Annotated in this window: 14 protein-coding genes; 6 read left to right on the top strand and 8 right to left on the bottom strand. The window is 70.8% G+C overall.

Annotation, left to right across the window (positions count from 1 at the left end; translation table 11 throughout):
* Positions 1–1482: a fumarylacetoacetate hydrolase family protein gene (locus F6J84_RS11775; protein ID WP_150973975.1), complete on the bottom strand. Its 1482-nt coding sequence runs from the start codon at positions 1480–1482 to the stop codon at positions 1–3.
* 127 nt (positions 1483–1609) lie between these two features.
* On the opposite strand from F6J84_RS11775, the gene F6J84_RS11770 reads away from it, so the two are divergent.
* Positions 1610–3493 (top strand): FAD-binding monooxygenase, encoded by a 1884-nt coding sequence (locus F6J84_RS11770; RefSeq protein WP_150974801.1) that lies wholly within the window; start codon positions 1610–1612, stop codon positions 3491–3493.
* A 21-nt stretch (positions 3494–3514) separates the two neighbouring features.
* Here F6J84_RS11770 and F6J84_RS11765 read toward each other — a convergent pair whose 3' ends face one another.
* The gene (locus F6J84_RS11765; protein ID WP_150973973.1) at positions 3515–5167 is read right to left on the bottom strand and encodes a thiamine pyrophosphate-binding protein; all 1653 of its coding nucleotides are present in this window, start codon (positions 5165–5167) and stop codon (positions 3515–3517) included.
* Between the two features lie 261 nt (positions 5168–5428).
* Between F6J84_RS11765 and F6J84_RS11760 the strand changes: the two genes are divergently transcribed.
* Together F6J84_RS11760 and F6J84_RS11755 are read left to right on the top strand one after the other, a co-directional pair.
* Positions 5429–6901, top strand: a complete 1473-nt coding sequence (locus tag F6J84_RS11760; RefSeq protein ID WP_150973971.1) for an NAD-dependent succinate-semialdehyde dehydrogenase — start codon at positions 5429–5431, stop codon at positions 6899–6901.
* 20 nt (positions 6902–6921) lie between these two features.
* Positions 6922–8007, top strand: a complete 1086-nt coding sequence (locus F6J84_RS11755) for a winged helix DNA-binding domain-containing protein (protein ID WP_150973969.1) — start codon at positions 6922–6924, stop codon at positions 8005–8007.
* Between the two features lie 3 nt (positions 8008–8010).
* On the opposite strand, the gene F6J84_RS11750 is transcribed toward F6J84_RS11755, so the two are convergent.
* Genes F6J84_RS11750 through F6J84_RS11740 form a run of 3 tightly spaced genes read right to left on the bottom strand, consistent with a single transcriptional unit; the run spans position 8011 to position 11156 of the window.
* Entirely contained in the window at positions 8011–8859 is an 849-nt protein-coding gene (locus tag F6J84_RS11750) for a carbohydrate ABC transporter permease (protein ID WP_150973967.1), read from the bottom strand.
* A complete protein-coding gene (locus F6J84_RS11745) occupies positions 8852–9844 on the bottom strand; it encodes a carbohydrate ABC transporter permease (protein WP_238702479.1) in 993 nt (330 codons plus the stop codon). Before F6J84_RS11745 ends, F6J84_RS11750 begins: the two co-directional genes overlap by 8 nt.
* Entirely contained in the window at positions 9837–11156 is a 1320-nt protein-coding gene (locus tag F6J84_RS11740) for an ABC transporter substrate-binding protein (RefSeq protein ID WP_150973965.1), read from the bottom strand. The genes F6J84_RS11745 and F6J84_RS11740 overlap by 8 nt, the downstream gene beginning before the upstream one ends.
* 228 nt (positions 11157–11384) lie before the next feature.
* Here F6J84_RS11740 and F6J84_RS11735 point away from each other — a divergent pair, with 228 nt between their 5' ends.
* Together F6J84_RS11735 and F6J84_RS11730 are read left to right on the top strand one after the other, a co-directional pair.
* Entirely contained in the window at positions 11385–12803 is a 1419-nt protein-coding gene (locus F6J84_RS11735; RefSeq protein ID WP_150973963.1) for an LLM class flavin-dependent oxidoreductase, read from the top strand.
* Between the two features lie 19 nt (positions 12804–12822).
* Positions 12823–14055, top strand: a complete 1233-nt coding sequence (locus F6J84_RS11730) for an acyl-CoA dehydrogenase family protein (RefSeq protein ID WP_150973960.1) — start codon at positions 12823–12825, stop codon at positions 14053–14055.
* A gap of 36 nt (positions 14056–14091) precedes the next feature.
* On the opposite strand, the gene F6J84_RS11725 is transcribed toward F6J84_RS11730, so the two are convergent.
* Positions 14092–15528, bottom strand: coding sequence for an XRE family transcriptional regulator (locus F6J84_RS11725; RefSeq protein WP_150973958.1), 1437 nt, complete (start codon positions 15526–15528; stop codon positions 14092–14094).
* Positions 15529–15698: 170 nt separating this feature from the next.
* Here F6J84_RS11725 and F6J84_RS11720 point away from each other — a divergent pair, with 170 nt between their 5' ends.
* The gene (locus F6J84_RS11720; RefSeq protein ID WP_150973956.1) at positions 15699–17579 is read left to right on the top strand and encodes a phosphoenolpyruvate carboxykinase (GTP); all 1881 of its coding nucleotides are present in this window, start codon (positions 15699–15701) and stop codon (positions 17577–17579) included.
* A 125-nt stretch (positions 17580–17704) separates the two neighbouring features.
* Here the strand turns inward: F6J84_RS11720 and F6J84_RS11715 are convergent, their stop codons facing one another.
* Positions 17705–19597, bottom strand: coding sequence for an ABC transporter ATP-binding protein (locus tag F6J84_RS11715; RefSeq protein WP_150973954.1), 1893 nt, complete (start codon positions 19595–19597; stop codon positions 17705–17707).
* 197 nt (positions 19598–19794) lie between these two features.
* Positions 19795–21234, bottom strand: a complete 1440-nt coding sequence (locus F6J84_RS11710; RefSeq protein ID WP_150973952.1) for an MFS transporter — start codon at positions 21232–21234, stop codon at positions 19795–19797.
* Positions 21235–21316: the final 82 nt, after the last annotated feature.

The raw sequence follows: 21316 nt of genomic DNA, 5'->3' as shown, positions 1-21316 counted from the left end.
TCACCGCCGCTCCCCGTCGTAGCGGGCGCGCCAGGCGGCGTTCATCGGGAAGAGTCCCTCGATCGGATTCCCCTCGGCGACGCGGGCGGCGATCCAGGCGTCCTCCGACTCCTGGGCGAGCGCGGCGTCCACGACCTCTTCGGCGAGGGCGGGCGGCACCACGATGACCCCGTCCGCGTCGCCGACGATGATGTCACCCGGCTGCACCGTGGTGCCGCCGCATCCGATCGTCACGTCGAGATCCCAGGGAACGTGCTTGCGTCCGAGCACCGCGGGGTGCGCGCCCGCGCTGTAGACGGGGAGGCCGACCGCCGCGACGGCGTCGTGGTCCCGGACGCCGCCGTCGGTCACGATGCCCGCTGCTCCGCGGGCGTGTGCGCGGAGGGCGAGGATGTCGCCGAGCGTGCCGGATCCCGTCTCCCCGCGGGCCTCGATCACGATGACCTCACCCGCGCCCACCGCGTCGAAGGCGCGCTTCTGCGCGTTGTACCCGCCCCCGTGCGCGGCGAACAGGTCCGCCCGCAGCGGGACGAACCGCAGTGTTCGGGCCGTGCCGATGAGCCGGCGGTCAGGATGCATCGGACGGACCCCGTCGATGGTCACGTCGTCGAGACCGCGTCTGCGCAGCTGTTGCGAGAGGGCGGCGACCGGCACCTGCTCGAGCTTCGCGCGGAGGGCCGGGGAGAGCGTCGGGCCGATGGGCGGCAGTCCCGCCGCGGCACGGGATCCCCAGGCGTCCTCGCGTTGCGCGTCGTCCGTGCTCGGCAGCGAGCCCAGCCCGGGGTCGAATCCCCGGTCGCCGTCGACCACCGTGGTGACGAGTCGTCCCGTGCGGGGTCCGCCCGGGACGTCCACCTCGACCTCGATGACGTCACCGGGCGCGGCCACGGAGGAGCCGGCCGGGGTGCCGGTGAGGATGACGTCCCCGGTCTCGAGGGTCAGGTGCTGGGAGAGGTCCGCGACCAGCTGCGGAAGCGGGAACAGGAGACCGGCGGTGGTGTCCTCCTGCACGATCTCCCCGTTCAGCCAGGTGCGCACCCGGAGCATCGCGGGATCGACGGTGCGCGCGTCGATCAGGCCCGGTCCGAGGGGCGTGAAGCCGTCGCGGCCCTTGGAGCGCAGGTTCGACCCCTTGTCGTTCGCGCGGAGGTCGTAGAGGCCCAGGTCGTCCGCCGCCGTCACCCATGCGACATGATCCCAGGCGGATCCGGAGTCGACGCGATGGGCCGGGTCTCCGATGACGAGGGCGATCTCCCCCTCGAAGGCGAGCAACTCGGTGCCTGCGGGTCTCTCGACCGTCCCTCCGGTGGCCGCGACGGAGCTCGAGGGTTTCAGGAAGTACGAGGGGTGCGCCGGACGTCGTCCGCGCTGGTCCGCGCGGGACGCGTAGTTGAGGTGGACGGCGATGATCTTGCCGGGACGCCGGGGGAGCGCGCGGAAGCGCGGGTCCGCCGCATCCGCGTCGATGCCGTCTGAGGTCATGAGCTCCCTCGCTCTTGCGTGTTGCAGAGGATCGTATATGATCTGGGGCATCTGCGGCAACCGTCCCGGCGGACCGCGGAGCGGCGGGGAAGGGACGACGGAGTCCTCCCCGGGAAGGACCATGCCGATGCAGTTCCACCACCACGGTTACGTCTCCACCGATCCGCGGGTGCAGCCTGCCGCCGGCACCGGCGTCGAGCGCCCGGAGGAGATCCCGGAGGAGGTCGACGTCCTCATCGTGGGGTCGGGACCGGCCGGCATGCTCCTCGCGGCCCAGCTCGCGCAGTATCCCTCCCTCACCACCCGCCTCGTCGAGAAGCGTCCGGGGCGCCTCGCGATCGGTCAGGCGGATGGGATCCAGGCGCGCAGCGTCGAGACCTTCCAGGCCTTCGGGTTCGCCGAGCGCATCGCCGCCGAGGCGTACCGCATCTGCGAGATGAACTTCTGGACCCCGGACCCCGAGCGTCCCGAGAACATCGTCCGTACCGCGCGGGCGGCGGACGATCCGCACGGCATCAGCGAGTTCCCGCACCTGATCGTCAATCAGGCCCGTGTGCTGGACTACTTCGCCGAGGTCGCGGCGGTCGCTCCCGCCCGGGTCACCCCCGACTACGGTGTCGAGTTCGTCGGGCTCACCGTCGGCGAGGGGGATCGCCCCGTGTCTGTCACACTGCGCGACGTCGCAGGGGAACACGAGGGACGGGAGCGCACGATCCGTGCCGGCTACGTCGTCGGCTGCGACGGCGCGCGCAGTCGCGTGCGCGAGGCCATCGGGCGTCGGCACATCGGGGGGCAGGCCGCCCACGCGTGGGGCGTCATGGACGTGCTGGCCGTCACCGACTTCCCCGACATCCGCATCAAGTGCGCGATCCAGTCCCGTGCCGGCAGCATCCTCCACATCCCCCGCGAAGGCGGTCATCTCTTCCGGATGTACGTGGACCTCGGCGAGGTGCCGGAAGGTGACGACGGGCGGATCCGCGCGACGCCGCTCGCGGCCATCATCGCGAAGGCGAACGACATCCTGCATCCCTATGCGCTGGACGTGAAGGACGTCGCGTGGTGGAGCGTCTACGAAGTCGGGCACCGGGTCACCGACGGGTTCGACGACGTGGGCTCGGGTTCGTCGCGCACCCCGCACGTGTTCATCTGCGGTGACGCATGCCACACCCACAGTGCGAAGGCGGGGCAGGGGATGAACGTGTCCATGCAGGACGGCTTCAACCTGGGCTGGAAACTCGGCTCGGTGCTGAGCGGGCGTGCACCCGAGTCGCTCCTGGGCACCTACTCCGCCGAGCGGCAGGTGATCGCACAGAACCTCATCGACTTCGACCGGGAATGGTCGACGCTGATGGCGAAGAAGCCGGAGGAGTTCAACAGCCCCGAGGATCTCGCCGAGTTCTACACGCGCACCGCCGAGTTCCCCGCGGGCTTCATGACCCAGTATCCGCCCTCCATGATCGTGGGCGAGGCGACGCATCAGGAACTCGCCTCCGGGTTCCCGATCGGTAAACGCCTGAAGTCCGCGCCGGTCGTCCGCATCGGCGACGCGGTGCCGGCCCATCTCGGACACCACGCCCGCGCCGACGGCCGCTGGCGGATCTACGCCTTCGCCGACCGGGACGCGGTGGCGCTCGCCGGATGGGCGCAGTGGCTGGCGACGGCGGACGGATCGCCTGTACGCAGGTTCACTCCCGAGGGCGCCGACATCGACAGCGTCTTCGACGTCAAGGTCGTGTACCCGCGGTCGCATGCCGACGTCGAGATGAGCGGGATCCCGCCGATCTTCCTGCCCCGGGTGGGGCCGTTCGGACTCGTCGACTACGAGAAGATCTACGCCGTCCATCCCGATGCCGACATCTTCGCACTGCGGGGCATCGCTCCCTCCGGAGCGGTCGTGGTGGTGCGCCCGGACCAGTACGTCGCGCACGTGCTTCCGCTGGGGGCGACGACCGAACTCGCCGACTTCTTCGCGCAGCAGATGGTGCCGGCGCGCGAGAGTGCCGCGGTCTGACCCCCGGGAGAGGTCGCCGGCTCAGGAGTTCACCCGGATGACCTCCTGCTGGTACGGCGCGATGACCGAGCCCGAGATGCGCAGGTCGAGCAGGAGGAAGGGCCGTTCGGAGGCGGGGCGCCCGGCCCAGTCGCGCAGGACGCCGAGGTCGTCGAGCCGGCGCACGACGACGCCCTCCGCCCCCACGGCGGTCGCGAGCCCCGCGAAGTCCACCTCGGGGATCAGCATGGGCTCGGTCGCGAGACCCTTCAGCCCGTAGAGGTTCACCTCCGCGCCGTACGCGGCGTCGTTCCAGACGACGCCGATGCCCCGTCCCGCCGCGACCCGCACGGCGGATTCGAGGTCCGCCAACGCCATCAGTGCGCCCCCGTCGCCCGTGGTCAGGACGATCGTGGCATCCCGGCGTGCGCGGGCGGCGCCCGGGACGCTCGCCATCCCCAGGCCGATGGACTGGTACGCGGTGCCGATCATCGCCATCCGGTCGGATGCCGCCACCGGCCAGTACATGTTCGCCCACCCGATGAAATGCCCCCCGTCGGAGACGACCACCCGGTCCTCGGGGAGGAGCTCGGCGATGCGGATCGCGGCCGCGCGCGGATCCAGCCGGCCGTCCGGGGCGAACTCCGCGGCGCCGTCCTGCCTCCGGGCGGCCGCCACATCCACCGTCTCCCGCCACCCGGACGCGGATGCGCCGGTCCGGCGCAGCTCCTGGACGAGCTCCTGCGCGACCACGGCGGCGTCGGCGCGGATGAACCCCCCGACGTGCGGATGCGTCGCGGCGGGGGCGAGATCGACCTGGACGACGCGCGTGCGCGGGTCGAAGAGTTCCCCGAACCGCATCGTGAACTGGTTCAGCGAGGCCCCGAAGACGACGGCGACGTCGGCAGAGCGGACGAGGGCCATCGCGCCCTCCGCCCCGAATCCGCCGGTGACCCCGAGGTCGAACCGGTCGTCCGGGAAGACCCCGCGCCCGAGCGCCGTGGTCGCCGTCAGCGCCCCGGTGGCGTCGGCCAATGCGCCGAGCGCCTCGCCCGCCCCGGACAGCCACGCGCCGCGGCCCGCGATCAGCACCGGGCGCTCGGCCAGGGCGAGGGCGCCGGCGAGCTCACGGACGGCGTGCGCCGCGAACTCGCCCTCGATGCCGTGCGCCGGGGGCAGGGCGGGTGCGGGGGTGGCCGGCACGGGCCCCGCCTCCAGCCGCGCGACGTCGTAGGGGATGGCGAGCACGGTGGGTACCCGGTAGGAGAGCGCGTGCTCGATCGCGATGGCGGTGGTGGCGGCCGCATCCGTACGCCCCACGGTGTAGGTGCGGGCGCCGACCGCGGAGGCCAGGGCGATCTGGTCCACATCCCAGGGACGCGGCCCCGATGTCGGTTCATCGCCCACCACGAGCACCAGCGGCACGTGGGCCTGCACCGCCTCGGCGAGGGCGGTCAGGGTGTTCGTGAACCCGGCTCCGTACGTCGCGGTCGCCGCGCCGAGGCCTCCGCCGGTCCGGTGGTACGCGTCCGCGGCGATGACCGCACCGGCCTCGTGCCGCACGGCGGTGTACGTCGCGTCGGTCTCCCGCTCCAGCGCATCGAGGAAGTAGGCGTTGCCGTTTCCCATCACCCCGAAGACCTCTCGGATGTGGCGGGCCAGGGTGATGGCGACATGGGCGGAGACGGTGGGCATCGGCGAGACCTTTCGGACAGGACGGAGGGTTCCGTATGTGTCTCGCGGTGTGCTTCGTGCCCCTTTTGCGGGCACCGGCCCTCGTTCTGGACGCGCCGGACGGCTCGATGATAGCCGCGAAGTCCGCCGGGGCCGAGGGGTGGGATCGCGACTGTACGCCGTGGCGATCACCGCGTCGCCCAGTGGACGGCGGGGAGACTGACGTCCGCGGACGGCGGAGCGACAATGGGGCGACGGTGACGGAACCGACGAAGGAGTGCCATGACCCCGAACAGGGAGACCGAGCTGCTGGCGGATGTGCCCGACGGACTGTTCATCGGCGGACGGTGGCGTCCCGCCCAGGACGGGGCGACGTTCACCGTCCAGGATCCGTCGAACGGCGAGACGATCAAGACGATCGCCTCGGCGTCCGTGGCGGACGGGAAGGCCGCCCTGGATGCTGCGGTCGACGCGTTCCCGGCGTGGGCGGCGACCCCGGCGCGCGAGCGTGCGGAGCTGTTGCGTCGCGCCTTCGACCTGCTGCAGGAGCGCAAGGAGGACTTCGCGCTGCTGATGACGCTGGAGATGGGCAAGCCGCTCGCGGAGGCGCGTGGGGAGGTGGCCTACGGTGGCGAGTTCCTGCGCTGGTTCAGCGAGGAGGCGTCCCGCATCCAGGGGCGGTACGGCCCGAACCCGGAAGGCACCGGCCGCATGATCGTGTCGCAGCATCCGGTGGGGCCGTGCTACCTGATCACCCCGTGGAACTTCCCGCTGGCGATGGCGACACGGAAGATCGCCCCCGCCCTCGCCGCCGGGTGCACGGTCGTGGTCAAGCCTGCCGGGCTGACCCCGTTGACCACCCTCGCGTTCGCGAAGCTGCTGGAGGACGCGGGGCTTCCCGCAGGCGTGGTGAACGTGGTGACCACCACGTCCTCGGGTTCCGTGTCCGAGGAGATCATCCGGGATCCGCGTCTGCGGAAGCTCTCCTTCACCGGGTCCACGCCGGTGGGACAGCGACTGCTGGAGCAGGCCGCATCGGGTGTGCTCCGCACCTCGATGGAGCTCGGCGGGAACGCGCCGTTCGTGGTGTTCGACGACGCGGACCTGGACAAGGCGGTCGAGGGGGCGATCGCCGCGAAGTTCCGCAACATCGGCCAGGCCTGCACAGCAGCCAACCGGTTCATCGTGCATCGTGCGGTGGCCGACGAGTTCGCCCGCCGTGTGACGGAGCGCGTGAACGGCTTCGGCATCGGCCGGGGTACCGAGGACGGCGTCACGATCGGTCCGCTCATCGACGACCGCGCGGTCGAGAAGGCGGCGCAGCTGGTCGAGGACGCCGTCGGGCGCGGTGCCACCCTCCGCACCGGCGGCCGGGCGATCGACCGTCCCGGGACCTTCTACGAGCCCACCGTCATCAGCGACGTGCCCGCGGGTAGCGACATCCTGCGCGAGGAGATCTTCGGACCGGTCCTCGCCATCATCCCCTTCGACGACGAGGACGACGCCGTGCGGCTCGCGAACGACACCGAGTACGGCCTCGTGTCCTACGTCTACACGGAGAGCCTCGCTCGCGGGCAGCGCATGATCGAGCGGCTCGAGACGGGGATGATGGGCCTGAACATGGGCGTCGTGTCGAACGCGGCGGCCCCCTTCGGCGGCTGGAAGTTCTCCGGCCTCGGCCGCGAGGGCGGCGCAGAGGGCATCCACGAGTACCTGCAGACGAAGTACACGCTCACGGCCGACCCGTTCGCGTAAAACGCTCCACGATGGTGGGCATGAACGACGCGACGAGGTCGCGGGAGCGGATGCGGTCGCACCGGCTCACCGCGCCGGCCGCCGACCCGGTCGCCGCCGCCCGGCACATGCTCGCGACGCAGGCGCAGGAATTCTGGGGCGGACGCTGGGCCCTCGCGGTGCGGTCGTCGAGGGCGCCCGGGCTGTCCCGCCTGGACGCGGCGTTCGACGACGGGCGCCTGGTGCGTTCGTGGACGATGCGCGGCACCATCCACATCTGCCCGGCCGCAGACCTCGGCTGGCTCCTCGGCATCACGGGCGAGCGGCAGCTGCGCAGCGCGGCCTCCCGTCACCGTCAGCTCGAGATCGACGCGGACGCGCTCCGCCGCGCCGAGCGGGCCGTGCGGTCGGCGCTGCGCGGGGGCGGCCGGCTCACCCGCGCCGAGGTGGCCGGGGTGCTCGAGCGGGTGGGGGAGCGGACCGCCGGCCAGCGCGGCCTGCACCTGCTGCAGTCGCTCAGCCTGCGCGGCATCGTCTGCCACGGCCCGGTCGTGCCGCGGCCGGGCGCGGTGACCCGGGAGCAGTACATCGTGCTGTCCGAGGAGTGGATCCCGGATCCGGTGACCCCTGTGGATCCGCTCGCGGAGCTCTTCGTCCGGTACATCGATGGGCACGGACCCGCGACGGCCGCGGACTTCGCGTGGTGGACCGGGCTCCCGCTCGGCGTCGCCCGGACGGCGGCCGCCGCAGCCGAGGGGCGCGTCACGGTGGCGGACCGCGACGTCCCGCTCTATGCGTCGATCGGGGCGCCCCGGCCGGACCCGGGGCGCCCCGAGGTCGTCGCGCTGCCCGCCTTCGACGAGTACTACATCTCCTACGCCGACCGCAGTGCGGCGGCTACGACCGCGCACCGGGCCCTCATCGGCCCGGGCGCGAACGGCATGGTTCGGCCCACGATCCTCGTCCGAGGGCGTATCGCGGGGGTCTGGACGCATTCGCGGGCCGTGGGCCGCCACGAGGTGGCTGCCCGGGCCGAGCTCTTCCCCGCCGCATCCGGTGCGGATCCGGTCGACGAGGTCGCCGTCCAGGCCGCCTTGGACCGGTATGCCGAGTTCATCCGCGGCTGATGCCTATCGCACGCTGCCGTTCGTGAGCCCGCCGATCAGCCAGCGCTGCAGGAACACCGCGGCGGCGAACACCGGGATGAGACCGATCACGGAGGCGGCGGCGATCTTGCCGACGTGCGGAGTGCGCTCCCCGTAGAACAGTGAGAGCACGACCGGCAGGGTCTGCGCGTCCGGGCTCTGGGTCAGGAAGGTCGCAAGCAGGAACTCGTTGTAGTTCAGTACCCCCGCGATGATTGCCACCGCGACGATCGCCGGGGCGATGAGGGGCGCGACGATCGAGAGCAGCAGCCGGAACGAACCGGCGCCGTCGATGCGGGCGGCCTCCTCGATCTCCACGGGGAGTCTGCGCAGGAATCCCTCGAGCAGCCAGATCGCCACCGGCACGTTGACGAGCGCGTAGACCAGGGTGAGCCCGAGCAGCGTGTTGGTGAGCCCGATGACCCGCAGCAGGGTGAACAGCGGGACCACTGCGACGATCGGCGGCAGCAGCCACGGGCTCATCAGGGTGCCGGCCAGGGTCGCGCCACCGGTCCGGAAGCGCACGATGGCCCACGCGCCGGGGATGGCGAGCACGATCGTCAGGGCGGCGCCGCCGATCGCGGCGACCAGCGAGTTGGTGATGCCGTGCAGCAGGTCCGACCCGGTGAGCACGTCGAGCCAGTTCGACCATTGCGGGATGGCGGGGATCAGCACCCCCTGGCCGGTCTCGTTGCGTCCCATGAGCGAGACCGAGACGAGGTACAGCAGCGGCACGACGAAGAAGACGAGGAGGATGCCGAGGACCACCGTGGCGAGGACGCTGCGGTGATCGGTGGAGGATCTGTGGCGGGGCCGGGGGAGGGTTTCACTCATGGTTCGCCTGCAATCTGCGCGCGATGAGCGCGACCGGGATGGTGATGACCGTGACGAGGACCGCCAGGAGGAGGGTGATCACGGCCGCCTTTCCCAGGTCGAACTCGCGCAGAGCCGCCTGGTAGATCAGGTAGGAGGTCGTCGTGGTGGACTGCCCCGGTCCGCCCGAGGTCATCATGAAGACCAGATCGAAGACCTTGAAGGCCAGCACGAGACGAATGAAGAATGCCGCGGCGACGACGCCCGCGATCGCCGGCAGGGTCACGTAGCGGAACAGCCGCCATCCGTGCGCGCCGTCCAGCCGCGCGGCCTCCAGGGTCTGCGGGTCCTGCGAGAGGAGCGCGGTGAACACGAGGAGCACGATCAGGGGGGTCCACTCCCAGACGTCGGCCACGGCGACCGCGGGCAGCGCCCAGGTCGTCGACGACAGCGGCGCGATCGTCTGCGCGGGGACGCCGAAGAATCCCAGCACGGTCGCGAGCAGCCCGCCGCCCGGGTTGTAGATGAGCTTCCACAGCGTGCCGACGATCACCGGCGGAGTGATGAGCGGGAGCAGCAGCAGGGTCCGGACGAGGGAGCCGCTGCGCACCGCGCCGTGCAGGGCGAGCGCCGCGACGACGCCGAGGGCGAGGCTCGCCACCGACACCCCGAGCGAGGAGACGAGAGTGCGTCCGAGTGAGGACACCGCATCCGCATCCGCGAGCACCTTCTGGAACGTCTCCGTGCCCACCCATTCCTGGAAGGGCTTGCCGAGCGACGACTCGGTGAAGGCGGCGAGCAGGATGAAGACCAGCGGATAGACGCCGAGCACCAGCAGCGTGAGGACGCTCGGTCCGACGAAGAGGCGATGCGCCCACGCCGGACTCCGGGGCGCACGGCGGATCGGCGCCTGCCCCGGAACGGGGGACGGGCGGCGCGCCCGCTCCGGTCCGCGGGACGACTCCCGGGACCGGCGCGGGCGGGCGAGGACGGCGGACTCAGCCAAGGAGTTCTTCCCACTCCGCCTGCGTCGCGTCGAGCGCTTCCTTCGCGGTGACCTCTCCGGCGATGAGCTTCGCGAGCTCGTCGGTCAGCACCTCCGCCGCCTGCGTGGCGTTCTTCCCGGTCGGCCACGCCAGAGCGCCGTCGAGCGTGGCGCGGTTGACCCGCTGCAGCTCCGGGTACGCGGTGCCGTACGCGTCGCTCTCGAGGGACGAGATCCGGTTCGGATCGATGCCGGTCTGCGGGTCGGCGACGAGCAGCTGCTCGTTGACCTCGCTGGATGCGGCCCACTGGATGAAGTCGCGAGCGAGCTCGGTCTTCTCGGTGTTCTCCGCGATCACCCAGGTGAAGCCGGCCACGAGCGACGCGCGGGGCTCGGTGTTGCCGCCGCCCACGGGCAGGAATGTCACGCCCCACCTGTCGACGACGGTCGAGTCGGGGTTCGTCTGCGAGCCGACGCCGAGGTCGGTCCAGTTCTCGATGAACGCGGCCCTGCCGGCGTACCAGGCGGAGTTACCCTCGCCGAAGGCGGTCTCCGCCGCCGTCGGGTAGGCCGACGCGATGGAGTCGGCCAGGGACTGCGCCGCGGCGATCGCTTCCGGCGAGTTGATCGTGGGGGCACCGTCTTCGTCCACGAACGCGCCGCCGAACCCGGCCAGCCGGTTCGCGAAGCTCGCGCCCAGGATCAGCGGCGACTTCTGTCCGAAGATCACGTTGCCGTAGACGCCGTTCGCGCTCTCGTTCTCGGTGATCACCCGGGACTGCTCGACGTACTCGTCCCAGGTGGCGGGCGGTGCGGTGAAACCGTTCCGTGCCAGGATCTCGGTGTTGTAGAAGAGCACGTGGGTGTCGCCGTCGAACGGCAGCCCGTACCGCTTCCCGTCCACCAGGGTGTACGGGTCGTAGACGGCGGGGATGAAGTCGTCCGTCTCCAGCGCCGGCGTCTCCTCGATCCACTCGGTGAGGTCCTGGATCGCACCGGAGGCGGCGAGGTCGCCGATCGAGACGTACCAGGGCGCGGCGACGTCGATCGTGTTCGCGCCGGACTGCTGATCGAGCGCCAACGTGTTGCCGATCTCGTCGTAGGGGACGATCACCGGGTTGATCTTGACGCCGGTCTTCGCCTCGTACTCCTCGGCGAGGACCTTCGAGGCGCCCTCGTGCGAGGAGATGAGCAGGACGGTCAGCTCCTCGGCGTCGTCGGATGCGGACGCCGCGCCCCCGGCGCAGGACGCCAGGGCGAGGGCGGTCACGGCGAGCGCTGCGGGCGCGGCGAGTCGGCGCAGGATGCGCGGGCGGGACGGGGGAACGGACATGAGGGCCTCCGGTGCGGTCGTGTTCGGGGCGGCCGCGGGGCCGCTCGGTGGCCAGTGTGGGAGGCGGCACGCCGTGCCCGCCCTCCGGTGCGTAAGACGGCGACATGCGACGTCGCACACCGACACCTGCCGTCATCGCGTGTCGGCGTGTGTCGCCGGGGGGTGAGGTGACGGCCCCAGCGCGATTACGTTGCTCGGGCGTCGAGACCGGCGCAGGAAGGAACGGCCATGAGCTCCCGCATCATCCTCAACGCGTTCGAGATGAGCTGCGTCACCCACCAGGCGCCCGGCCTCTGGCGCCATCCGGACAACGACGCCGATCGCTACAACCGCCTGGACTACTGGACGGACCTGGCGAAGCTCCTCGAGCGCGGCACGTTCGACGCCGTCTTCCTCGCGGACGTGCTGGGCGTCTACGACGTCTACCGCGATTCGGCGGCGCCCGCCCTGCGGGACGCGGCCCAGATCCCGGTCGGGGACCCGCTGCTGCAGATCCCCGCCATGGCGGCAGTCACCCGCGGGCTCGGCTTCGGGGTCACCATCGCCTCCACCTACGCGCAGCCGTACGCGCTCGCCCGCACGCTCTCGACGCTCGATCACTTCACCGACGGCCGGGTGGGATGGAACGTCGTGACGTCCTATCTGGACAGCGCCGCCCGCAATCTCGGCCTCGGCGAACAGATCGCCCATGACGACCGCTACGCCATCGCGGACGAGTTCCTCGACGTGACCTACAAGCTCTGGGAAGGCTCGTGGGAGGACGGCGCGGCCGTCCGCGACCGGACAGCCGGAGTGTTCACCGACCCCGAGCGCGTGCACCCGATCCAGCACCACGGCCGGTTCTTCGACGTCCCCGGGATCCACCTGGCCGAACCGTCACCCCAGCGCACCCCGGTCATCTTCCAGGCGGGCGCATCGCCCCGGGGCCAGGAGTTCGCCGCCCGGCACGGGGAGGCGATCTTCATCAACGGTCTGGTGCCGGAACTGACGCGCACCGTGACCGACGGTATCCGGGACAAGGCGGAACGGATCGGCCGGCCCCGCGACTCGGTCAAGATCCTCACGCTCGCGACCGTGATCGTCGCCGAGACGGATGAGGCGGCGCACGCCGCCTACGCCGACTACCGGCGGTACGTATCCGTCGAGGGCGCTCTGGCACTGTACGGCGGCTGGTCCGGAATCGATCTGGCCGAGCTCGACCCCGACGAGCCGCTCGAGTACGTGGACACGGATGCGGCGCGCTCGGCGCTGTCGATCTTCACCCTCGCGGACCCCACCCGGACCTGGACCCCTCGCGACATCGCCGAGTACGTCGGGATCGGCGGGATCGGACCGGTGCTCGTCGGGGGACCCGCGACCGTCGCCGACGAGCTGGAGCGGTGGATCGAGGTGGGCGGGATCGACGGATTCAACCTCGCCTACGTGACGACACCGGGAACCTTCGAGGACATCGTCGAGTACCTCATCCCGGAGCTCCGCCGGCGCGGGCGGGTCTGGGACGACTACGAGGGGGCGACGTTGCGCGAGCGGCTGAGCGGAAGCGCCGTCGTCCCCTCCTGGCATCCCGCGCACGCATACCGCGGAGCGTATTCGGGTCTGCACAGCGCCGCCGACGGCGGCGCATCCGTCCTGCCCGCGACCGTCTGATCGATCACCGAGGAGCATCATGACCATCGTCGAGACCCCCGCCACCACCGCCCGGACGCACTGGAGCGGCAGCGCAGACCACCAGGAGATCGACCGCTGGGACGCGGAGGCAGAACGGGTCGCCGCGGTCCTCGGCGAGGACGCCCTGGCCCGGGACCGGGCGAACGCGCAGCCCTTCGCGGAGGTCGAGCTCCTGAAGGGCTCGGGCCTGACCACGCTCCTGGATCCCGCCGAGTGGGGCGGCGGCGGGGCGCACTGGGAATCCGCGCTGCGCGCCGTCCGCATCCTCTCCCGCACCGACGGCTCGATCGCGCAACTGCTCGGCTACCACTACATCAACTCCGCGAACATCGCCCTGGTCGCGCCGCACGGGGAGCGCGAGCGCTGGTATCGGGAGAGCATCGCCGGGCGCTGGATCTGGGGCGACTCGGTCAACCCGGTCGATCCGAACCTGACGCTCACGGTCGACGGCGACGGCTACCGGCTGAACGGGTTCAAGCGCTACTCCACCGGCTCCGGCGTGGGGGAGGCGTTGCTGGTCAACGCGGTCGTCGAGGGGGGAGCCGAACACGGCCGGTTCGCATTCCTCGTCCTGCCGTTCGGGCATCCGGGGGTGGAACTGGTGGACGACTGGGACAACCTCGGACAGCGCCTGTCGGCGAGCAACACCGTGACCTATCGCGACGTCCGGGTGGAGGCGCGGCACCTGCTCGGCTTCGGGACCGACGAGCCGGTGCAGAGCCTCATCACCCCGGGCATCCAGCTGGTGTTCGGCAACCTCTACCTCGGCATCGCCCAGGGGGCTCTCGCCCAGGCGAGGGCGCTGACCAACGCCCGCCCCAACGCGTGGTTCCTGAGCACGGCGGACACCTACCGGGAGGACCCGTTCGTGCAGCGGCTGTACGGGGAGCTCGTCTCCCGGGTGGCCGCGGTGGAGGCGCTCGCCGACCGCGTGAACCGCCGGTTCGACGAGGTCATCGGATCGCCCGGCGGTGTCGACGCCGAGGCCCGGGCGGCGCTCGAGATCGAGGTCGCCCGGCTCAAGGTGGTCTCCAGCGACACCGCGGTCGACGTCACGACACGCGTGTTCGAGGCCACCGGGACGAGTTCCACCGCGACCAGGGTGGGTCTCGACCTGCACTGGCGCAACGTCCGCACGCACTCGCTGCACGACCCGGTGGACTACAAGAAGCTCGAGGTCGGCGCGAACTTCCTGACCGGCGCGGTGCAACCGATCTCGCTCTACACCTGACGCGGGCAGCGCTTCCGGCGCGCGAGCGGGCCCGGCCTAGAGGTGCCGGTCGAGGAAGGCGTACACCTCGTTGTCGTCGACACCGGGGAAGGCGCCGCGCGGCAGCGGCGTGAACATCTGCATGTGCACGCGCGCGCTCGGCCACGCCTTGCCCTCCCAGCGGTTCGCGGCCTCCGCCGCCGGGCGGCGGCAGCACGCCTCGTCCGGGCACGTCGAGGTCGCCCGCTGGGTGGTCTCCCGTCCGCGGAACCACTTCGCGTCGTCGAACGGCACCCCCACCGTGATGGAGAACTCGCCTTCCGGGGTGGACCCGGTCTGGGTGGAGCACCAGAACGTGCCGGAGGGGGTGTCGGTGTACTGGTAGTGCTCGGTCGTGCGGTTCTGCTCGGCGAAGGCGGAGCGGGCGGAGAACTTGCGGCACACGATCTGCCCCTCCACCGCACCGGTGACATCCATCGGCAGGGGCAGGTCGTCGTTCTCGAACACCCGCGAGATCGCCCCGTCGCCGTCCACGCGCAGGAAGTGCAGCGGGATGCCGACATGCTCGGTGAGGAGGTTCGTCATCCGCATCCCGGCCGCTTCGTGGGTGACGCCGAACGCGTCGCGGAAGTCCTCCACCGCGAGGTCGCGCTCTTTCTTGGCCTGCTGCAGGAAGGCCACCGAGTTCGTCAGAGGCATCAGGCAGCACGCGGCGTAGTAGTTGATCTCCAGGCGCTGCTGCAGGAAGTCGGCGTAGTCGCTGGGCGGCTGGTGTCCGAGCAGTCGGTGCGCCATCGCCTGCAGCGCCATCGAACGGAGCCCGTGGCCGCCGGGGATCGACGCCGGCGGGAGGTAGATGCGGCCGTTCTCCAGGTCGGTGATGGACCGGGTCGACTGCGGCAGATCGCTCGCGTAGATGAGCTCGAACCCGAGCTGCGCGGCCATGATGCTGACGGTGCGGTGGGTGAGCGCGCCCGCGGTGTGCCCGGCCGCCTTCAACTGCTTCTCGGCCAGCTTCTCGATGTCGGGCAGATAGTTGTTGCGCTCCCGCATCCGCAGGCGCAGTTCGGTGTTGGCGCGCCGAGCCTCCTCCGGCGTCGCGATCGCCTCCCGCTCGCGACGCTGCAGCTCGTGGTGCAGCCCCAGGACGGTCTCGATGGTCTCGTCGCTGAGCCCCTTGGTCACGCGGATGGGGGGGAGCCCGAGGCGCCGGAACGCGTGGGCGGACTGCGCCCGCTCGAGCTCGATCTCGAGGGCGGCCCGGCGGTTGGGCGGCTCGCTGGAGAGCAGGTCGCTCAGCTGCGCTCCGGTGGCGGTCGCGATCTCCTGGAGGAGGGAGAGCTTCGGCTCCCGCTTGCCGTTCTCGATCAGGCTCAGGTGGCTTCCGGCGACGCCCACCGCGAGCCCGAGTTCGTCCAGGGTCAGGCCGGCGCTCGTCCGGTAGTGACGGATGCGGTGCCCCAGGGTGGTGAGTTCGATCGTGCTCGACGGCATTCCTTGATCATACTGAAAGAACCGCGACTCTTTCAGCGTCAAGGGCTGGAAAGAACACGAGGACGCTCGCCAAGCTAGGAGGGAACTCAGTTCTGAACGTCCGAAATCTCTTCGGAGTGGTTCGGACGACGGGGTTCTGAACGTCCGACATCCCTCACACAGGAGTGATCATGGCACTGGCCGAGACCTACACCCGTACCGCACCGAACCGCATCGTCGCTTCGAGCGCGTATGGCCAGCGTCCCGAGATCGAGGGCCCCGGCATGGCCGCACTCGTCGAATGGGTCGAGGAGATCGCCGCGCTCACCAAGCCCGACCGCATCCACTGGGTCGACGGCTCCCGTGCCGAGAACGACGCGCTGCTGCGAGAGATGGTCGACGAGGGCAAGCTCATCAAGCTGAACCCGGAATGGCGGCCGAGCTCCTACCTGGCCCGGTCCCACCCGAGCGACGTGGCGCGCACCGAGGGTCGTACCTTCATCGCGTCCGAGCGTGAAGAGGACGCCGGTCCCACCAACAACTGGGCCGACCCGGCCGAGATGCGCGGCACGATGAACCGCATCTTCGACGGATCGATGCGCGGCCGCACGATGTACGTGGTGCCGTTCTCGATGGGTGCCGTCGGTGGCCCCCTCTCGCACATCGGGGTGCAGGTCACCGACTCCGCCTACGCGGTCACCTCCATCGGCATCATGACCCGCGTGGGCACCCACGTCGTGGAGCAGATCGCCGCTGGGTCCCCCTGGGTGAAGACGGTGCACTCCGTCGGCGCCCCGCTCGCACCGGGCGAGGCGGATGTGGCATGGCCCTGCAACGACGACAAGTACATCGTGCACTTCCCGGACACCCTCGAGGTGTGGTCCTACGGCTCCGGCTACGGCGGCAACGCGATCCTCGCCAAGAAGTGCTTCGCGCTGCGGATCGCCTCGGTGATCGGCCGCAACGAGGGCTGGCTCGCCGAGCACATGCTGCTCATCCGCGTCATCAGCCCGGAGGGCAAGGCCTACCACGTGGCCGCGGCGTTCCCGTCGGCATGCGGCAAGACGAACCTTGCGATGCTGCGCCCCACCATCCCCGGCTGGCGGGTCGAGACGCTCGGCGACGACATCGCCTGGCTGCGTCCGGGGGAGGATGGGCGCCTGTGGGCGATCAACCCCGAGGCGGGCTTCTTCGGCGTGGCACCGGGCACCGGCGAGTCGACCAACGTGACGGCCGTCGAGACGCTGTGGGGCAACACGATCTTCACGAACGTCGCACTCCGCCCCGACGGCGATGTCTGGTGGGAGGGTCTGACGGACGAGGCCCCGGCTGAGCTCGAGGACTGGGAGGGCAACCCCTGGACCCCGGCATCCGGTCGTCCGGCCGCGCACCCGAACTCGCGCTTCACGGTCGCCGCCGCCCAGTGCCCGCAGATCGCGGAGGACTGGGATGCGCCGGAGGGCGTGCCGCTGGATGCCATCCTCTTCGGCGGACGTCGCGCCACGAACGTGCCGCTCGTCGTCGAGGCCACGGACTGGACACACGGGGTGTTCCTCGGCTCGACCATCTCGTCCGAGCGCACCGCCGCCGCAGAAGGCACGGTCGGGGAGCTGCGCCGTGACCCGTTCGCGATGCTGCCGTTCTGCGGATACAACATGGCCGACTACTTCGGCCACTGGGTCAAGGTCGGCCAGAAGCTGCGCTTCGACCGCGCACCGCGGATCTTCCAGGTGAACTGGTTCCGCCGCGGCGCCGACGGCCGGTTCCTGTGGCCGGGATTCGGCGACAACGCCCGCGTCATCGACTGGATCATCCGCCGCGTGGAGGGCAAGGTCCCGGCGGTGGACACGCCGATCGGTCGCGTGCCGCGCACCTCCGACCTGAACCTGGACGGCATCACCGTCCCGCAGGAGGACCTCGACGAGCTGTTCTCGATCGACACGGAGTCCTGGCTCACGGAGGCCCGGCTCACGGAGGAGTTCTACGACACCTTCGGCGACAAGGTGCCCTCTGCGCTGCGCGCCGAGCTCGCGTCGCTGCGCTACCGGCTGGGGCAGAAGGCCAACGCCTGACCCCGCCCACGTGGAAACGCCCCGCACCCTCCGGTGCGGGGCGTTTCCACGTCCGCCGTCGCCCTGCGTTCACCTGTCGCGTCCGTCGGCTCGGACCGCGTCTTCGCGACAGGTGAGCGGGCGCGCTAGACGAGGAGCTGGTGCTTGGCGAGGTCCCGGTACAGCGGCACGGTCGCGACGAGCTCGGAGTGCGTGCCCTGGCCGACCACCCGACCGCCCTCGAGGACGACGATGACGTCGCTGTCGACGACCGTGGACAGGCGGTGGGCGATGACGATGAGGGTGCGCCCCTCGGCCACCGAGTCGATGGCCTCCCGCATCCGCTGCTCGTTCAGGCCGTCGAGCGAGGACGTCGACTCGTCCAGCAGCAGGATGGGCGGCGCGGCCAGCAGCGCGCGGGCGATGGCGAGGCGCTGACGCTCGCCCCCCGACAGCATGACCCCGGCCTCTCCGACCGGCGCGTCGAGGCCCAGCGGAGACCGGTCCAATACCTCGCCGAGATTGACCTCGCGGAGGACCCGCTCGCACTCCGCATCCGTCGCCTCGGGAGACGCCAGCCGCAGGTTGTCGCCGATCGTGCCGGCGAGGGTCGGGGCGTCCTGCTCGACGTATCCGAGGTGGGCGCGCAGATCGTCGCGATCGAGGGTCCGGATGTCGCGGCCGTCCAGCAGGATCGCGCCGTCGGTCGGGTCGTAGAACCGCTCGATGAGTGACAGCGTGGTGCTCTTGCCGGCGCCGGACGGGCCGACGAGCGCCACGCGCGCGCCGCGCGGGACCCGGAAGGAGACGCCGCGCAGCACGTGCCCCTCGGTCTCCTCCGCCTCGATCGCCTGGAGGGCGGACGTGTCGACGTGCGCGCTGGCGAGCATCGCCTTCGCCTCGGCCTCGGTCTTCTGCCGGGCGGCGACGACCGCGGCGGGGTAGGTGAAGTGCACGTCGCGGAACTCGATCGCGGTGTCCGCCGGGGCCACGGCGGCATCCGCATCCGTGATCCGGGCGGCGATCGCCGCGTCGTCCTCCGTCTCGGTGGGCAGGTCGAGGACCTCCTGGATGCGGCCGAGCGCGCCGAGTGCCTGGTTCACCGAGGTGATGGCGCCGAAGAAGGAGCCGAGCGGCTGGATGAGGAAGAAGAGGAACATCACGAACGTGACGAGGCTCGCGATCGTGATCGCGCCCGAGGCGACCCGGTAGCCGCCGACACCGAGGACCACGAGCAGGGACAGTTGCAGGGCGATGCCGGCGATCGGCACGATCAGCGCCGACGCCTTCGCGATGGCGACGCCGATGCCGTACGCCTCGGTCGCGGTCTGCGTGATCCCGGCCTGCTCGCGTTCGGCGGCGCCCGCGGCCCGCACCGTCCGGATCGATCCGACCGCGCGCTCCACGGCGGAGGCGAGCTCGCCGACCTTCTCCTGCTGGGCGCTGGTGTGACGACGGATGCGGCCGCTGAGGGCACCGACCACGCCGAAGGAGGCGCCGATGACCACGAGGATGAGCAGGAGCAGCAGCGGGTCGATCACCAGCATCGCGATGATCGCGCCCACGAAGATCAGGACGTTGCCGATGGAGTCCGCCAGCCCCTGGGTGAGCACCGCGTAGAGGAGGGTCGTGTCCGTGCCGACACGGGAGACGATGTCCCCCGTGCGGCGGGCGTCGAACTCGCGGATCGGCAGATGCAGGATGCGGGCGATGAGCCGCCGGCGGCTGGAGAACACGACCGCTGTCCCGGTGCGCTGCAGCAGATAGTGCTGGTAACCCGAGATCACCGAGGAGGCGACGACGAGGGCCACCAATGCCCAGACGAGCACTCCGAGGGTGTCGCCGGCCTGCACGCGCGAGATCACCTCGCCGACGACGAGTGGCTGGCCGAGCGTCGTGACGGCGGCGATGACGCTGAGGATCGCGACGACCACGAGGGTGCGCTTGTGTTCGAACAGGAACGGCAGCAGCTGGCGGAAGCTCGCGCGGGGGCCGTCGGTGCGGCCGCGGGCGCGGCGGCCGGAGAGGGGGGAGCTCATGGGGGTTCCTCGGTCCGGAAGAGGGGGTCGTATCGACCGTACCCGCCCCGAACCCAGGAACGGGTGTCAGACCGGATGCGAACCGTCGCCGGTCACGCGGAGGGGAGTGACGTCGCCCGCCATCCGCCCGCCCGCGAACGGGAGAGCGCCGGGCCGAAGGGGATGCCTCCGGCCCGGCGCTCGCGGTCAGGACGAGGTCAGAGCGACGCGGTCTCCTGCAGCGCCGCGCCCTCGTCGTAGTCGACGTCCTTCGTCTCCTTGGAGAGCACCAGCGCGATGAGGGTGAGCACGCCCGCACCGCTGAGGTAGATGCCGACCAGCCACGGGGATCCGTCGGCGGCGGCCCAGAGCGCGACCGCGATGATCGGGGCGAGGGCGGCGCCGAGGATCGACGAGACGTTGTACGAGATCGCCGAGCCGGTGTACCTGACGTTCGTCGGGAAAAGCTCCGGCAGGATCGCCCCCATCGGGCCGAACGTCGCGCCCATGAGCACGAACCCGATGATCAGGAACCCCTGGACGAGCGCCCCGGTGAACTTCGGGTCCACCTGCGGCAGCAGGAACACGTTGAACGTGCAGCCGAACACGATGATCGCGACGGTCACCCAGATCAGCAGGCGTCGGCGCCCGATCGCGTCCGCGACCGGGCCGGACAGCAGCGTGAAGATGCCGAAGAACACGACGCCGATGATCTGCATGATCACGAAGTCGGTGTACCCGAAGCCGAGTCCGGGCACGTACGTCGCGGCATCGAACGGGGTTCCGGCGGCCTCGGCCGCGGCCTGCGCCGCATCCGTCGCCGCCTTCGTGCCGTAGGAGAGGGTGAAGCTCGTCATCAGGTAGAAGAGCACGTAGGTCGCCAGCATGATGAACGTGCCGAGGATCAGGTGCCACCAGTGCATGCGCAGCACCGCGCCCAGCGGGAACTTGCGGATCGCGCCGGTCTTCTCGGCCTTCGTGAAGGCGGCGGACTCGACCAGGCGCAGACGCACCCAGAGCCCGACGATGACCATGACCGCCGAGAACAGGAAGGGCACGCGCCATCCCCAGGCCAGGAACTCCTCGGAACGCTGCGCGCCGCCGTCCGGATGCGGCAGGGCGAAGTTGATGATGAGGAACACTCCGTTGGCGATGATGAAACCGATCGGGGCGCCGAGCTGCGGGAACGTGCCGTACCAGGCACGCTTTCCCTTCGGTGCGTTCTCGGTCGCCACGAGGGCGGCGCCGGACCACTCGCCACCGAGGGCGAAGCCCTGGGCGAGGCGCAGGAACAGCAGGATGAGGGCGGCCCACCATCCGATGTCCTGGTAGGTCGGCAGGCAGCCGATCAGGAAGGTGGCGACGCCCATCGTGAGCAGGGACGCGACGAGCGTGGCCTTGCGGCCGAAGCGGTCGCCGAAATGGCCGAAGATGACCGCACCGATGGGGCGAGCGACCATCGCGGCGCCGAAGACGGCGAAGGACGACAGCAGCGCCGTCGTGTCGTCGCCGGTGGGGAAGAAGAGGGCGGGGAAGACGAGGACCGCGGCGGTCGCGTAGACGTAGAAGTCGTAGAACTCGATCGTCGTGCCGACGAGGCTCGCGGTGATCACGCGAGAGCGGGAGTTGACCGGTGCGGCGGGGGAAGCGGATGACATGCGGGGGGGACCTGTCCCGAAGAGAAGCGGAGGGCGTCCTCGTGAGACGCACCGGTGAGGCGGGCGTCCGGGCAGGGATGAT

The organism is Microbacterium caowuchunii (genome assembly GCF_008727755.1).
Lineage (GTDB): Bacteria > Actinomycetota > Actinomycetes > Actinomycetales > Microbacteriaceae > Microbacterium > Microbacterium caowuchunii.
Note: the sequence above shows the minus strand (reverse complement) of the source record. Positions and strands in the feature narration are given on the sequence as shown.

Bases quoted from the DNA above. Each gene is read 5' to 3' on its own strand.
- F6J84_RS11725 (WP_150973958.1), bottom strand. From the start codon at position 15,528: ATGCCGTCGAGCACGATCGAACTCACCACCCTGGGGCACCGCATCCGT.
- F6J84_RS11710 (WP_150973952.1), bottom strand. From the start codon at position 21,234: ATGTCATCCGCTTCCCCCGCCGCACCGGTCAACTCCCGCTCTCGCGTG.
- F6J84_RS11715 (WP_150973954.1), bottom strand. From the start codon at position 19,597: ATGAGCTCCCCCCTCTCCGGCCGCCGCGCCCGCGGCCGCACCGACGGC.
- F6J84_RS11740 (WP_150973965.1), bottom strand. From the start codon at position 11,156: ATGTCCGTTCCCCCGTCCCGCCCGCGCATCCTGCGCCGACTCGCCGCG.
- F6J84_RS11765 (WP_150973973.1), bottom strand. From the start codon at position 5,167: ATGCCCACCGTCTCCGCCCATGTCGCCATCACCCTGGCCCGCCACATC.
- F6J84_RS11755 (WP_150973969.1), top strand. From the start codon at position 6,922: ATGAACGACGCGACGAGGTCGCGGGAGCGGATGCGGTCGCACCGGCTC.
- F6J84_RS11750 (WP_150973967.1), bottom strand. From the start codon at position 8,859: ATGAGTGAAACCCTCCCCCGGCCCCGCCACAGATCCTCCACCGATCAC.
- F6J84_RS11735 (WP_150973963.1), top strand. From the start codon at position 11,385: ATGAGCTCCCGCATCATCCTCAACGCGTTCGAGATGAGCTGCGTCACC.
- F6J84_RS11770 (WP_150974801.1), top strand. From the start codon at position 1,610: ATGCAGTTCCACCACCACGGTTACGTCTCCACCGATCCGCGGGTGCAG.
- F6J84_RS11760 (WP_150973971.1), top strand. From the start codon at position 5,429: ATGACCCCGAACAGGGAGACCGAGCTGCTGGCGGATGTGCCCGACGGA.
- F6J84_RS11730 (WP_150973960.1), top strand. From the start codon at position 12,823: ATGACCATCGTCGAGACCCCCGCCACCACCGCCCGGACGCACTGGAGC.
- F6J84_RS11775 (WP_150973975.1), bottom strand. From the start codon at position 1,482: ATGACCTCAGACGGCATCGACGCGGATGCGGCGGACCCGCGCTTCCGC.
- F6J84_RS11720 (WP_150973956.1), top strand. From the start codon at position 15,699: ATGGCACTGGCCGAGACCTACACCCGTACCGCACCGAACCGCATCGTC.